This window comes from Kitasatospora sp. NPDC101183, from assembly GCF_044767945.1.
Lineage (GTDB): Bacteria > Actinomycetota > Actinomycetes > Streptomycetales > Streptomycetaceae > Kitasatospora.
In genome coordinates this window covers 164,971-178,247 of sequence record NZ_JBIWOW010000002.1, presented here as the reverse complement: position 1 = coordinate 178,247, position 13,277 = coordinate 164,971, and the positions used below count along the sequence as shown (strand labels likewise).

The window sequence follows — 13,277 nt, the reverse complement described above, 5'->3', positions numbered from 1 at the left end:
CCATTCCGCTGCTCGGCGCCGCACGGGCGCGCCCTGACCACCCGAGGATCCACGACGCGCCCCGCCTCGCGCCAGTCTTGGCATGCGAGACGACGATCACCAGCTCCGCCCGTGCGCGCCCCGGTCCGGTCCGTCAGAACCGCACGCCGTAGCGCTGCGCCGCCTCCCGTACGGTCTCCGCCTTGACCTCGCCCCGGCGGGCCAGGGCCGCCAGCGCGGCGACGGCCACCGACTCGGCGTCCACCCCGAAATGGCGCCGCGCGGCCGCCCGGCTGTCGGAGAGGCCGAAGCCGTCCGTGCCCAGGGAAGTCCAGTCCTGCTCCACCCACGGGCGGATCTGGTCCGGCACCGCGCGCATCCAGTCGCTGACCGCGAGCACCGGCCCGGGCGCCCCGGCCAGTGCCCGGGTCACGTACGGCACCCGGGGAGCCTCGCCGCCTCCGGCCGCAGCCCGGGCGAGGTTGGCCGCGTCGCAGTCCAGCGCCTCCCGCCGCAGCTCCGTCCAGGATGGCGCGGACCAGACGTCGGCTGCCACGCCCCAGTCCTCCTCCAGGAGCCGCTGCGCGTCCAGCGTCCAGCGCACGGCGGTGCCGGAGGCGAGCAGTTGGAGGCGCGGCGCCCCGGCGTCGGCCGGCGGGCGGGCCTCGCGGTAGCGGTAGAGGCCGCGCAGCACGCCCTCCGTCACCGACGCCTCGTCGGCGGGCAGCGGCGGCTGCGCGAGCGGCTCGTTGTAGACGGTGAGGTAGTAGAACACGTCCTCGCCGTGCGGGTGTTCGGCGCTCGCGCCGTACATCCGGCGCAGGCCCTCGCGGACGACGATGGCGACCTCGTAGCCGAACGCAGGGTCGTAGCTGACTGCGGCCGGGTTGGTGGAGGCAATCAACTGCGAGTGGCCGTCGGCGTGTTGGAGGCCCTCGCCGGTCATGGTGGTGCGTCCGGCGGTGGCGCCGACCAGGAAGCCCCGGCCCAACTGGTCGGCCAGCGCCCACATCTGGTCGGCGGTGCGCTGCCAGCCGAACATCGAGTAGAAGATGTAGAAGGGGACGACCGGCTCGCCGTGGGTGGCGTAGGAGGTGGCGGCGGCGGTCAGCGAGGCCATCGAACCGGCCTCCGTGATCCCCTCGTTGAGGATCTGGCCGCTCGCCGACTCCTTGTAGTGGAGCAGCTGGTCGCGGTCCACCGGGTCGTAGGTCTGGCCGAGCGGGGAGTAGATCCCGGCGGTGGGGAAGAGCGACTCCATGCCGAAGGTGCGGGCCTCGTCGGGCACGATCGGCACCCAGCGGCGGCCGGTGGCGCCGTCGCGCATCAGGTCCTTGACCAGGCGGACGAACGCCATGGTGGTGGCGATCTCCTGGCCGCCGGAGCCCTTCAACAGGGTCTCGAAGGGCTTGGCGGGCGGCTCGGGCAGCGGGGTGAAGCGCACCCGGCGGGCGGGAGCGGGACCGCCGAGCGCGGCGCGGCGCTCGCGCAGGTAGCGGGCCTCCTCGGAGTCGGGGCCCGGGTGCGCGTAGGGCACCTGCTCTCCGCTCAACGCCGAGTCGGGGATGGGAAGTTCGAGGAGGTCGCGCATGGCGCGGAACTGGGCCCCGGTGAGCTTCTTCATCTGGTGGTTGGCATTGCGGGACTCGAACCCCGGGCCGAGCGTCCAGCCCTTGACGGTCTGCACCAGCACGACGGTGGGCGCACCCCGGTGCTCGATCGCCGCGCGGTAGGCCGCGTACACCTTGCGGGGCTCGTGGCCGCCGCGCGAGGTCGCGACCGTCTCCAGCAGGCGCCGGTCGTCCACCGTGTCGGCGAGGGCACGCAGTTCGGGCGAGGCATGGAACAGGTGCTCGCGGATGTAGGCGGCGTCGGAGGCGGCGTAGGTCTGGAACTGCCCGTCCGGGACCTCACCGAGGCGGCGCACCAGGGCGCCGTCGAGGTCGCGCGCCAGCAGGTCGTCCCAGGCCTCGCCCCAGAGGGACTTGACGACGTTCCAGCCCGCCGCGCGGAAGCTCCGCTCCAGTTCCTGGACGATCTTGCCGTTGCCGCGCACCGGGCCGTCGAGCCGCTGGAGGTTGCAGTTGACGACGAAGGTGAGGTTGTCCAGACCCTCGCGGGCGGCCAGGGCGAGGGCGGCCGTCGACTCCGGCTCGTCCATCTCGCCGTCGCCCAGGAAGGCCCAGACGTGGGAGGCGGAGGTGTCCTTGATGCCGCGCGCGGTCAAGTACCGGTTGAACCGGGCCTGGTGGATCGCCGAGAGCGGGCCGAGGCCCATCGAGACGGTCGGGAACTCCCAGAAGTCCGGCAGTCGGCGCGGGTGCGGGTAGGAGGGCAGTCCGCCTCCGCCGGCCTCCTGGCGGAAGTGGTCCAACTGCCCTTCCGTCAGGCGTCCTTCGAGGAAGGCACGGGCGTAGACGCCGGGCGCGGCGTGGCCCTGGACGTACAGCTGGTCGCCGGAGCCGTCCGCCTCCTTGCCGCGGAAGAAGTGCTGGAAGCCGATCTCGTACAGCCAGGCGGCGGAGGCGTAGGTGGCCATGTGCCCGCCCAGGCCGCCGCGTTGGTTGCCCCTGGTCACCATGGCGGCGGCGTTCCAGCGGTTCCATGCGGTGATGCGCCGCTCCAGCGCCTCGTCGCCGGGGAAGTCCGGCTCGGCGGCGGTGGGGATGGTGTTGACGTACGGGGTGTCCAGCAGTGGCGGCAGGCCGAGTCGGCGCTGCTCGGCGTGCTCGACGAGGCGGCGCAGCAGGTGGGCCGCGCGGTGCGGGCCGCCGAACTCACGGGCGGCGTCGAGCGAGGCGCGCCATTCCGCGACCTCCTCGGGGTCCTGGTCGGGAAGCTGGTCGAGTTGGGACACGGATGGTTCCCCTTTGCCGGTGCGCTTCGGACGAGTCGACTCCGCCATGGTTCCGCATGGTGGAATGACATTTCCCTCTATGGAAAGTATGAAGCGATTCGGTCGTGAGTCAACCGCTACTCGCGGGTAGTGTGAGCGATGATCGATCATTCCTATGCGAATAAAACACTCGGAGGGGAGAGGCAGAGGTGAGGCGAGGCCGCCGCTCAGACGGAGCGGTCGGCGTACTCCAGGACGTGCTCCGCCAGCAGCCGCCCCGCCTCGGGGGCCTGGCTCCGGAACGCCTCGATCAGTGGCCGGTGGTCGGCGGCGTTCTCGTGCAGCTCGGGCCGCACCCGGTGCAGGGACAGCACCGTCCACGCCTCGACGCCCAGTCCCTCCCAGGTGCGCAGCAGCGTCCCGTTGCCCGAGGCGGCGACGATCGCGCGGTGGAACGCCACCCCGTGCCGGGCCTGCCCGAGCAGATCGCCGGAGGCGGCGGCCTTTTCCATCTCCCGTGCGTGGCGCTCCAGTTCGCCGACGTCCCCGGCCAGGCGGACCACCGCGGACTCGGCGGCCAGCCGCTCCAGCGCGGCCCGCACCTGGTACACCTCGCGCAGCTCCGCGGGCGCGATCTCGCGCACCCGCACGCCCCGGTTGGGCTCGGCGTCCAGCAGGCCGAGCGCCTGGAGCGAGCGCAGCGCCTCGCGCACCGGTGCCTGGCTGACGTTCAACTCGGCCGCCAGGCGCCGCTCGACGATCCTGTCCCCGGGCCGCCACCGGCCGCCGAGCAGCCCGTCCAGCAGCAGGGCGCGCACCTGCTCGCCGAGCGGCACCCGCGAGAGCCGGTCGGCGTCGTCGGGCGAGGGCTGCGGCGTCGGGTCGGGGTGGTTCACGGCGGGCTCCAGGTGGTGCGGGCGGGGTGCTGCGAGGAGGGTCAGGCCAGGCCCAACTCGCCCTCCGGGCACGGGGCGAAGAAGCGCTCGACGTCCGCCTCCGTCACCTCGGCGAGCGAGCCGGGGGACCAGTGCGGGTCGCGGTCCTTGTCGATCACCTGGGCGCGGATGCCCTCGACGAGGTCGTGGCCCGCCAGCGCGGCGCAGGAGATCCGGTACTCCTGGTCGAGCACGGCCTCCAGCGAGGGGAGCGTACGGGCCCGGCGCAGCGCGGCCAGGGCCACCTTGACGGCGGTCGGGGAGTTGCCGAGCAGTTGCCCGGCGGCCTCCTTGGCCTCCGCCGCGCCGGAGTCGATGAGCCGCTGGACGATCTCCTCGGCGGTGTCGGCCGCGTAACAGGCGTCGATCCAGGGCCGGTTGGCGGCGAGCCCGGGCGGGGGTGCGGGCTCGGCGTGCGCGGCGACGGCCGACTCCACGGCCGCCAGGGCGGCGGCCGCGTCGGTCGCCCCCGCCAGGTCGCGGGCCAGGGCGTCGAGCAGGTCGGGCACCCGGGCGGAGGGCGTGAAGTGGTCGGCGAAGCCGCACAGCAACGCGTCGCCGGGGCCCATCGAGGTGGAGGAGAGCCCGAGGTGGGTGCCCAACTCGCCCGGGGCGAGGGCGAGGAGGCGGCTGCCGCCGACGTCGGGGACGAGACCGATGCGGGTCTCGGGCATCGCGACGGTGGAGCGCTCGGTGACGATCCGCACCGCCCCGTGCGCGGAGAGGCCGACGCCGCCGCCCATGGTGATGCCGTCCATGACGGCCAGGTACGGCTTCGGGTAGTGCGCGATCAGGGAGTTGAGCCGGTACTCGTCGCGGAAGAACGCGCGCATTCCGGCCCCGCCGGCCTTGGCGTCCTCGTGCATGGCGCGGATGTCGGCGCCCGCGCACAGGCCGCGCTCGCCGGCGCCGGTCAGCGCGACGGCGCGCACCCGGTCGTCCGCGGCCCAGGCGTCCAGGGTGGCGCGGACGGCGGTGATCATGCCGTGGGTCAGGGAGTTGAGCGCGCGGGGGCGGTTCAGCACGATCCGTCCGAGCCCGCCGTCGACGCGGGTCAGGACCTCCGCCGTCTCCTCCGGCTGTGAGCCCATGGTGTCCGCTCCCGTCCCTCGGTGGCGGCGGCCGGGCGGCCGCCGCGCTCCACCGTACCGGGGCGGGGGTGGAGGCGATCACCAGGACGGCGGACGGGGGCCTCCCGGCCCGGTCAGCCGGGCCAGGCCTGGAGGGCGAGTTCGGCGGTGGCGGCCAGGTCGGCGACGGTGGCGCCGTCGCGGGCCTGCTGGGACATGCCCTGGACCACCACGGCGAAGTAGCGGGCGAGGGCGGACGGGTCGGCCTCCGGGGGGAGTTCGCCGTCCTCCCGGGCGGCGTGCAGCCGGGCCTCGAAGACACGCAGGTTGGCGTTGCGCAGGTCGCGCAGGCGGGCCTCGACCTCGGCGTCCTGGGCGGAGACGTTGGTGGCGGCGCTGATCACCAGGCAGCCGGCCGGGTGGGACGGGTCCGCGTAGACGGCGGCCGTCTCGCGCAGCATGCGGGCGAAGGCGTCGCGGGCGGTGGGCTCCTCGGCCAGGGCCGTGCCGAGGAACGAGCCGACGGGGGAGAGCCCGTACTCCCGGACGACCTCGTCGAACAGGGTGCGCTTGTCGCCGAACGCGGCGTAGAGGCTGCCCGGGCGGATGCCCATCGCGGCGGTGAGGTCGCTGACGGAGGTGGCCTCGTAGCCGCGCTCCCAGAACAGCCGGGTGGCGGCGGCCAGCGCCTCGGCGCGGTCGAAGGCGGGCGGACGGCCGCGCCTGGCGGGGCGGGGCAGCGGGTCTGCCGGGGGCGCCGGGTCTGCCGGGGGTGTCGGGGGTGTCGTCGCGGTCGGCGTCGGGGGCGTCTTCTCGGCCATGGCGAAATTTTAGAGCAGTCGCTCAAGAAGTGTGTGCTAGGTTTTTTTGAGCGATCACTCAATAAATGAGCGGCGATGCGGACAGGGAGGGTCAGCCATGGCTGAGCGTGCACTGGAGGACAGGACGGCGCTGGTCACCGGCGGCAGTCGGGGGATCGGGCGGGCCATCGCCGAGCGGCTGGCGCGGGACGGCGCCGTGGTCGCCGTGGGCTACGCACGGGAGAAGGAGGCGGCGGCCGAGGTGGTCGACGGCATCCGCGCCGCCGGCGGCCGGGCCTTTGCCCTGCCGGCCGCGCTCGGGTTCCACGGCGACGCGCTCGCCCTGTGGGAGGCCTTCGACGAGCGGATCGGCGAGCACGCGCCCACCGGCGGCGTGGACATCATCGTGAACAACGCCGGGATCGGGCGCAGCGCTGACCTCGCGAACCTGACCGAGGAGGGCTTCGACGAGGTCTTCGCCGTCAACGTCCGCGCGCCGTTCTTCATCGTCAAGCACGGGCTGGAGCGGCTGCGCGACGGCGGCCGGGTCATCAACATCTCCAGCGGCCTGGCCCGGCTCGCCATGCCGGAGATCATGGCCTACGGCTCGACGAAGGGCGCGCTCGACACCTTCACGCTCAACCTGGCGAAGGAACTCGGGCCGCGCGGCATCACCGTCAACTCGGTGGCGCCGGGGATCATCGACACCGACGTCAACGCGGGCTGGCTGCGCGCCGACCCGCAGGCCGCCGCCCACGCGGCCTCGCTCTCCGCGTTCGGCCGCATCGGGCAGCCGGAGGACATCGCCGGCGTCGTCGCCTTCCTCGCCTCGGACGACGCCCGCTGGGTCTCGGGCCGGGTCGTCGACGCCACCGGCGGGTCGGCGCTGTAGGGCGGGGGAGGGCGGGCGGCGAACAGGTAACAGGTAGCAGGTAACAGCCGACAGCGAACAGATGACGGAAAACAGATAACAGCTGACAGATGATGAAATCTGCCAGCTGTTATCTGTTCGCTGAAATCTGTCAGCTGTTACTTGTTCGCTGTCGGCTGCTACTCGTCAGCCGTCAGCCGTCAGCCGTCAGCCGTCAGCCGTCACCCGACGACCCGCCCCGTCACCTCGCCGAACCCGACGACCGCGCCGTCCGCGCCCGGGGCCGTGGCGGTGATGACGACCTCGTCCCCGTCCTCCAGGAACGTGCGCGTCGTCCCGTCCGCGAGCTTGAGCGGCTCCTCGCCGTTCCAGGTCAGCTCGATCAGCGCGCCCCGGGTGTCCACCTCCGGCCCGCTGACGGTGCCCGAGGCGAACAGGTCGCCCGTGCGCAGCGAAGCGCCGTTGACGGTCATGTGGGCGAGCTGCTGCTGCGCCGTCCAGTACATGGTGGCGAACGGCGGGCGCGAGACGGTGTGCCCGTTGAGCCGGACCTCCATCGCGAGGTCTAGGCCCCACGGCTCGCGGCCCCGGTCGTCCAGGTACGGCAGCGGCTCGACGTCGCGCGCCGGCGGGGCGATCCGCGCGTGGCGCAGCGCGTCCAGCGGCACGATCCACGGCGAGACCGAGGTCGCGAAGGACTTGCCGAGGAACGGCCCGAGCGGCACGTACTCCCAGCCCTGGATGTCGCGCGCCGACCAGTCGTTGAGCAGGCAGACGCCGAACACGTGCTCCTCGAAGTCGTCCAGCGCGACCCGCTGCCCCATCGGCGAGGGCGTGCCGACGACGAAGCCGACCTCGGCCTCGATGTCCAGTCGCCGGCTCGGCCCGAAGCCGGGCACGGCGTCGGCCGGGGCCTTGCGCTGCCCGTGCGGGCGCGTCACCGGCGTGCCGGAGACGACGACCGTCCCGGCCCGGCCGTGGTAACCGATGGGCAGGTGCTTCCAGTTGGGCGTGAGCGGCTCCAGGCCCGGCCGGAGGATGCGGCCGAGGTTGGTGGCGTGGTGCTCCGAGGCGTAGAAGTCGACGTAGTCCGCGACCTCGAACGGCAGGTGGAGCTCCACGTCGCCTACCGGCAGCAGCGCGCCCGTGAGCGCCTCGCGGTAGGACTCGTCCGTCAGCCAGGTCGTGAGGTCCGTGCGCACCTGCGTCCAGACCGAACGCCCGGCCGCCATCAGCGGGTTGAGCGTGTCGGCGTCCAGCAGGACGGACGGCGCCCCGGTCGCGCGGGCGGCGGCCCCGGCGTCCAGGACGAAGTCGCCCACGCGCACGCCGATCCGGCGCCGCCCGGGCTGGTCGGCGGCGGTGAACACGCCGTACGGCAGGTTGTGCACGCCGAACGGCGAGTCCTGGGCGCTGACGAGCCAGCTGTGGGGGCTGCTGGGGGTGGTGCTCAACGGTCCTCCTGGGGCAGTGGATGGGCCGGAACCAGGCCGAGAGCGGCCAGGTCGGCCAGCGGTTCGGCGATGCTGCAGGTGCCGAACGCGGTGAACGAGTCGCGGATCACCGTAATCTGACGATCTGTCAGTGTACGCACGGACTGCGCCAGCACCTCGCCGTCCCGCTCCGCGAGCACCTCGGCCGCAGCCTTCGGGTCGGTCTCCTGAGCGGCCAGCAGCACGTTCAGGAAGCCGTGGTGCTCGAAGCCGGTCGTCGCGTCGGTGTGCCGGACGGCGTTGTGCAGCCCGGCCGTGCACTTGTACGCCAGGCCGCGCCGCGCGCAGCCGGCGAGGAAGGCGGCCAGCTCCTCCTCGTCCGGGAAGGCCTCGGCGGCCAGCCCGCCGGTGCGGAACTTCGCCCGGTAGGGGGTGTCGGCGAGCAGGTCCAGCGCGGCCTCCAGGCCCTCCCCGCGCAGGAGTTCGCGCGGCAGCTCGACGGCCGCCGGCACCTCGGGCGCCAGCAGCCGGCCGAGCTCGGCCACGGCCCCGGCCGCGTCCCGGGTGGCCAGTTCGACGCCGGCCACCTCGAAGGGCGCGGCGGCGGCCAGCGCCGGGGCCAACTCCGCACTGCCCCCCGGCAGTACGAGCCCGACCCTCAGCACCGGCCCGTCCGTCATCGGCCCGGCCGCCGGCCCATCCACCGCCGACGCCAGCTCGCCCAGCCGGCCCGCCCCGCACAGGAACGGCCCGACCGCCTCCGCGTACCAGGCCGCCCGGTGGGCGCGGTGCGCGGGCACGGCCTCGGCGATCGGCAGGTTCCCCGGCGGGAACACGGCCGCGTCGTCGAACAGCGCGCGGAAGAGCGCGGGGATCGCGGAGCTCATCGCCCGGGCCCCCGACCCGCCCACGTCCAGGCGTAGTTGGGGTCCTCGGAGGCCCGCCCGCCCTCGCCGAGCTCCAGCGGGCGGAAGGTGTCCACCATCACGGCCAGCTCGTCGAAGAACTCCGCGCCGATGCTGCGCTCGTACGCGCCGGGCTGCGGCCCGTGCGTGTGCCCGCCCGGGTGCAGCGAGATGGAGCCCTGGGCGATGCCCGAGCCCTTGCGCGCCGCGTAGTCGCCGCCGCAGTAGAACATGACCTCGTCGCTGTCCACGTTGGCGTGGTAGTACGGCACCGGGATCGACAGCGGGTGGTAGTCCACCTTGCGCGGAACGAAGTTGCAGATCACGAAGCCGTTGCCCTCGAAGACCTGGTGGGCCGGCGGCGGCTGGTGGATGCGGCCGGTGATCGGCTCGAAGTCGCTGATGTTGAAGGCGTACGGGTACAGGCAGCCGTCCCAGCCGACCACGTCGAACGGGTGGTGCGGCACGGTGTAGCGCGTGCCCGAAATCCCGTTGGGGCCACGGTGCTTGACGAGGACGTCCACGTCGCCGGACTCCTCGACCACCAGCGGCCCGACCGGCCCGCGGAAGTCCCGCTCGCAGTACGGCGCGTGCTCGAGCAGCTGCCCGTACTTCGACAGGTAGCGCTTGACCGGCGTGATGTGGCTGTTCGCCTCGATGCAGTACGCGCGCAGCGGCTCGTCCCCGGCGGGCACCCAGCGGTGGGTGGTGGCCCGGGGGATGATCACGTAGTCGCCCTGCCCGACCTCGATCGAGCCGAACACCGTCTCCAGCGTGCCGGATCCGGCCTCCACGTACACGCACTCGTCGCCGAGCCCGTTGCGGTACAGCTCGCTGGGCGCCCCGGCGGCGACGTAGGAGATCCGCACGTCCCCGTTGCCGAGGACGAGGCGGCGCCCGGCCACCACGTCCGCCGACTTCCACTCCTGCCCGGCGAACAGCTCGTGCAGCTTCAGGTGGCGCGGGAGCAGGGGGTGGTTGGGCACCGTGGACTGGTCCGGCAGCTCCCACGGCACCGCGTTCACCACGGCCGAGGGGATGCCCCGGTGGTAGAGCAGCGACGAGTCGGAGGAGAACCCCTCCTCGCCCATCAACTCCTCGTAGTACAGCCCGCCTTCGGGTGTGCGGTGCTGAGTGTGCCGCTTGGGCGGGATGCTGCCCAGCTGCCGGTAGTACGCCATCTCCCTGCTCCCTGTTCCTTCTCGACCGTGTCCTTCTCGACCGTGCCGAACGGGCTGCCGCGGCGGTGAGGGCCGCGGAGCCGACGGCGATGGGGGCCCGCCCGGCGGATTCTGCCGGATCCGCGGCAGGATTCCTCCGAACGGGCCCCGCGCGGTTACAGGTTGCCGCGGCGGTCCTGCTCGCGCTCGATGGATTCGAAGAGCGCCTTGAAGTTGCCCTTCCCGAAGCCCAGCGAACCGTGCCGCTCGATGAACTCGTAGAAGACGGTCGGGCGGTCGCCGATCGGCTTGGTGAAGATCTGGAGCAGGTAGCCGTCCTCGTCGCGGTCGACCAGGATGCCGCGCTTCTTCAGCTCCTCGATCGGCACGCGCACCTTGCCGATGCGCTCGCGCAGCTCCGGGTCGTCGTAGTACGCGTCCGGGGTGTCGAGGAACTCCACGCCGCGGGCGCGCAGCACGTCGACGGTGGTGAGGATGTCGTTGGTGGCGAGCGCCATGTGCTGGCAGCCGGGGCCCGTGTAGAACTCCAGGTACTCGTCGATCTGCGACTTCTTCTTGGCGACGGCCGGCTCGTTGAGCGGGAACTTCACCCGGTGGTTGCCGCTGGCGACGACCTTGGACATCAGCGCGGAGTACTCGGTGGCGATGTCGTCGCCGACGAACTCGGCCATGTTCACGAAGCCCATGACGCGGTTGTAGAACGCCACCCACTCGTCCATGCGGCCGATTTCGACGTTGCCCACCGCGTGGTCCAGGGCCTGGAACAGGCGCTTGGGCGAGCCCTCCGGGTGCTGGACGCGGCCCTTCGCCACGACGTAGCCCGGCAGGTACGGGCCGTTGTAGCGGGAGCGGTCGATCAGGGTGTGGCGGGTCTCACCGTAGGTGGCGATGGCGGCGCGGCGCACGGTGCCGTTCTCGTCCGAGACGTCGTTGGGCTCCTCCAGCACGGTGGCGCCGGTGGCGCGGGCGTGCTCGATGCACTTGTCGACGTCCGGGACCTCCAGGGCCAGGTCGACGACGCCGTCGCCGTGGCGGCGGTGGTGGTCCAGCAGCGGGCTGTCCGGCAGGACGCCGCCCTTGATCACGAAGCGGCAGGAGCCGGAGCGCAGCACGAAGGCCTTGCGGTCGCGGCGGCCGGTCTCCGGGCCGGAGTAGGCGACCAGCTCCATGCCGAACACGGCCTGGTAGAACTGGGCCGTCTGGGTGGCGTTGCCGACCACGAAGACGACGGCGTCCTGGGCCGTGACGGGGAACGGGTCGGCGGCCGCGTCGTGCTCGACGAGGCCGACGAGGCGGCGCAGCTGGTCGGCGTCGAGGCCGGCCTCGCGCTCCTCGGGGGTCAGCTCAAGGGCGTGGGACTGCGGAGTCATCGGTCGTTCCTCCAGTTAGGGCCTCGGCTCTGAGGCGTCCGCTTGGATCGAGCACGTGCCATCGGGCACCCGCTGTCGGGGTGCGTGGATCGCGGTCGTGGCGGCGGTCGTGGATGGCGGCCGCTCCGCGCAGGGGTGGGCGGGTGCGGTTGGCGGAGAGCTTGCTCCTGTCCGGTGGGTTGGGCAACAGGTCGGTTTTTCACTGCTCAATGTGTACAAGCTGATCAGGAAATCCCTGGATCGACTGTGCAAAGTGCGCTGTCGATCGCGGGGGATTCACGAGGTCTGCGCAACCGTTCCGCCGCCGCCGAAACCGGCAGAACCGCCGCTGCCCCCGGGGCCGCTGGGATCGCCGGGACCGGCGGGGCCGGCGGGCAGATGGCGCAGGAACCACGCCCCAGCCAGGTCGGCGGCCCGCTCCAGCGTCCCCGGCTCCTCGAACAGGTGGCCCGCCCCCGGCACCACCGCCAGTTCACTCTCGCACCGCAGCCGCTCCCGGGCCCGCCGGTTGAGGTCCAGCACGGCGGTGTCCAGCGCGCCGACCACCAGCAGCGTCGGCGCCCGCACCCGGGCCAGGTCGCCGGGGGACGCCAGGTCCGGCCGCCCGCCGCGCGAGACCACCGCCCGTACGGCCGGGCCCAGTTCGGCGGCGGCCCGCAGCGCGGCGGCGGCGCCGGTACTGGCCCCGAACAGCCCCAGCGGGAGCCCGCGCGCCTCCCGCGTGCCCGCAGCATCCCCGTCGCGCACCGCCCGGGCCACCGCCGCCAGCCGGGCGCCCAGCAACTCCACGTCGAACACCTTGCCCCGGTCCGGCTCCTCCGCCTCGGTGAGCAGGTCGAACAGCAGCGTGGCCAGGCCCTCGCCGTTCAGCCGCCGGGCGACGTGCCGGTTGCGCGGGCTGAGCCGGCCGCTGCCGCTGCCGTGCGCGAACACCACCACCCCGCGCGGGGCCGCCGGAACCGCCAGCAGCCCGGCCAGGCCCGTGCCCGCGACCGCCAGCCTCAGCTCGCGCTCCACGGGCGCCGTACGGGACGCACCAGCCACACCATCCGCACCGTCCGCCGCCAGCAGCCGCAGCACCTCCTCGTCGCCGGTCTGCGAGAAGTCCTCGTAGAACTCGCCGATCGCGAAGAACGGCGAGGGCGTGGCCACGCACACCAGCTCGTCCGCCGCCCCGGCCAGGCGCTCCGTCCAGTCCCGGGGCGCCACCGGCACCGCCAGCACCACCCGCGCCGCGCCCCTGGCCCGTACGATCCGGCAGGCCGCCAGCGCCGTCGAGCCCGTCGCGACGCCGTCGTCCACCACGACCACCGTGCGCCCCCGGACGGCGGCCGGCTCCCGCCCGCCCCGGTAGCGGCGGGCCCGGCGCTCCAGCTCCACGCGCTCGCGCCGCTCCACCTCGGCCAGCTGCCCCTCGCCCACCCCGGCGGCCCGCATCACCTGCGCGTTCAGCACCCGCACGCCGTCCTCGCCGATCGCCCCCATGCCCAGCTCGGGCTGCTGCGGCACGCCCAGCTTGCGGATCACGCAGATGTCCAGCGGCGCGCCCAGCGTCGCCGCGACCTCGGCCGCCACCGGCACCCCGCCCCGGGGCAGCGCGACCACCACCGTGCCCGGGCCGCGCAGATGGCCGAGCAGGGCGGCCAACCGCCGGCCGGCGTCGGTGCGGTCGGTGAACCGGACTCCGGTGACGCGCATGTCACGTCCTCCGCCCTCCACCGTACGTCGCCCCGCTGCACCGGCGCCCGCGCCCGTGCCTGCTCGGGACCGGTCCCGCGACCGGTCCCGCACCCGGTCCCGCCCCGCCCGGGACGTGAACGGGACGCCCCGGGCGCACGTACGGGAACGGGACGGGACGCGGCCCCCGTGCGGCCGGGACGGCGGGCGGCGGACCGTG

General features: G+C 73.6%; 10 protein-coding genes. 1 reads left to right on the top strand and 9 read right to left on the bottom strand.

Features of this window, described 5'->3' with window-relative positions; genetic code table 11:
* Positions 1-133: 133 nt before the first annotated feature.
* From aceE to ACIRRS_RS02990, 4 genes are all read right to left on the bottom strand, one after another.
* Positions 134-2,884: a pyruvate dehydrogenase (acetyl-transferring), homodimeric type gene (gene aceE / locus ACIRRS_RS03005; protein WP_402964045.1), complete on the bottom strand. Its 2,751-nt coding sequence runs from the start codon at positions 2,882-2,884 to the stop codon at positions 134-136.
* Positions 2,885-3,042: 158 nt separating this feature from the next.
* Positions 3,043-3,711: a GntR family transcriptional regulator gene (locus tag ACIRRS_RS03000; RefSeq protein ID WP_402964042.1), complete on the bottom strand. Its 669-nt coding sequence runs from the start codon at positions 3,709-3,711 to the stop codon at positions 3,043-3,045.
* A gap of 41 nt (positions 3,712-3,752) precedes the next feature.
* A complete protein-coding gene (locus ACIRRS_RS02995; RefSeq protein ID WP_402964039.1) occupies positions 3,753-4,841 on the bottom strand; it encodes an enoyl-CoA hydratase/isomerase family protein in 1,089 nt (362 codons plus the stop codon).
* A 113-nt stretch (positions 4,842-4,954) separates the two neighbouring features.
* Positions 4,955-5,641 (bottom strand): TetR/AcrR family transcriptional regulator, encoded by a 687-nt coding sequence (locus ACIRRS_RS02990; RefSeq protein WP_402964036.1) that lies wholly within the window; start codon positions 5,639-5,641, stop codon positions 4,955-4,957.
* Positions 5,642-5,738: 97 nt separating this feature from the next.
* Here ACIRRS_RS02990 and ACIRRS_RS02985 point away from each other — a divergent pair, with 97 nt between their 5' ends.
* A complete protein-coding gene (locus ACIRRS_RS02985) occupies positions 5,739-6,512 on the top strand; it encodes an SDR family oxidoreductase (protein WP_402964033.1) in 774 nt (257 codons plus the stop codon).
* Positions 6,513-6,712: 200 nt separating this feature from the next.
* Here the strand turns inward: ACIRRS_RS02985 and fahA are convergent, their stop codons facing one another.
* The 5 genes from fahA to ACIRRS_RS02960 all read right to left on the bottom strand — a co-directional run bounded on the left by fahA (position 6,713) and on the right by ACIRRS_RS02960 (position 13,078).
* Positions 6,713-7,945, bottom strand: a complete 1,233-nt coding sequence (fahA, locus tag ACIRRS_RS02980) for a fumarylacetoacetase (protein WP_402964030.1) — start codon at positions 7,943-7,945, stop codon at positions 6,713-6,715.
* A complete protein-coding gene (locus ACIRRS_RS02975; RefSeq protein ID WP_402964027.1) occupies positions 7,942-8,811 on the bottom strand; it encodes a hypothetical protein in 870 nt (289 codons plus the stop codon). Before ACIRRS_RS02975 ends, fahA begins: the two co-directional genes overlap by 4 nt.
* The gene (locus ACIRRS_RS02970; RefSeq protein ID WP_402964024.1) at positions 8,808-10,010 is read right to left on the bottom strand and encodes a homogentisate 1,2-dioxygenase; all 1,203 of its coding nucleotides are present in this window, start codon (positions 10,008-10,010) and stop codon (positions 8,808-8,810) included. Before ACIRRS_RS02970 ends, ACIRRS_RS02975 begins: the two co-directional genes overlap by 4 nt.
* Positions 10,011-10,165: 155 nt before the next feature.
* Entirely contained in the window at positions 10,166-11,380 is a 1,215-nt protein-coding gene (hppD, locus tag ACIRRS_RS02965) for a 4-hydroxyphenylpyruvate dioxygenase (RefSeq protein WP_402964021.1), read from the bottom strand.
* 276 nt (positions 11,381-11,656) lie between these two features.
* Complete coding sequence (locus ACIRRS_RS02960; RefSeq protein ID WP_402964018.1) at positions 11,657-13,078, bottom strand: phosphoribosyltransferase family protein; 1,422 nt, start codon at positions 13,076-13,078, stop codon at positions 11,657-11,659.
* Positions 13,079-13,277 lie beyond the last annotated feature (199 nt).

What these genes read in the sequence shown, in the direction of transcription:
- aceE (WP_402964045.1), bottom strand. Translation starts at nt 2,884, where the DNA reads ATGGCGGAGTCGACTCGTCCGAAGCGCACCGGCAAAGGGGAACCATCC.
- ACIRRS_RS02995 (WP_402964039.1), bottom strand. Translation starts at nt 4,841, where the DNA reads ATGGGCTCACAGCCGGAGGAGACGGCGGAGGTCCTGACCCGCGTCGAC.
- ACIRRS_RS02990 (WP_402964036.1), bottom strand. Translation starts at nt 5,641, where the DNA reads ATGGCCGAGAAGACGCCCCCGACGCCGACCGCGACGACACCCCCGACA.
- ACIRRS_RS02985 (WP_402964033.1), top strand. Translation starts at nt 5,739, where the DNA reads ATGGCTGAGCGTGCACTGGAGGACAGGACGGCGCTGGTCACCGGCGGC.
- ACIRRS_RS02975 (WP_402964027.1), bottom strand. Translation starts at nt 8,811, where the DNA reads ATGAGCTCCGCGATCCCCGCGCTCTTCCGCGCGCTGTTCGACGACGCG.
- ACIRRS_RS02970 (WP_402964024.1), bottom strand. Translation starts at nt 10,010, where the DNA reads ATGGCGTACTACCGGCAGCTGGGCAGCATCCCGCCCAAGCGGCACACT.
- hppD (WP_402964021.1), bottom strand. Translation starts at nt 11,380, where the DNA reads ATGACTCCGCAGTCCCACGCCCTTGAGCTGACCCCCGAGGAGCGCGAG.
- ACIRRS_RS02960 (WP_402964018.1), bottom strand. Translation starts at nt 13,078, where the DNA reads ATGCGCGTCACCGGAGTCCGGTTCACCGACCGCACCGACGCCGGCCGG.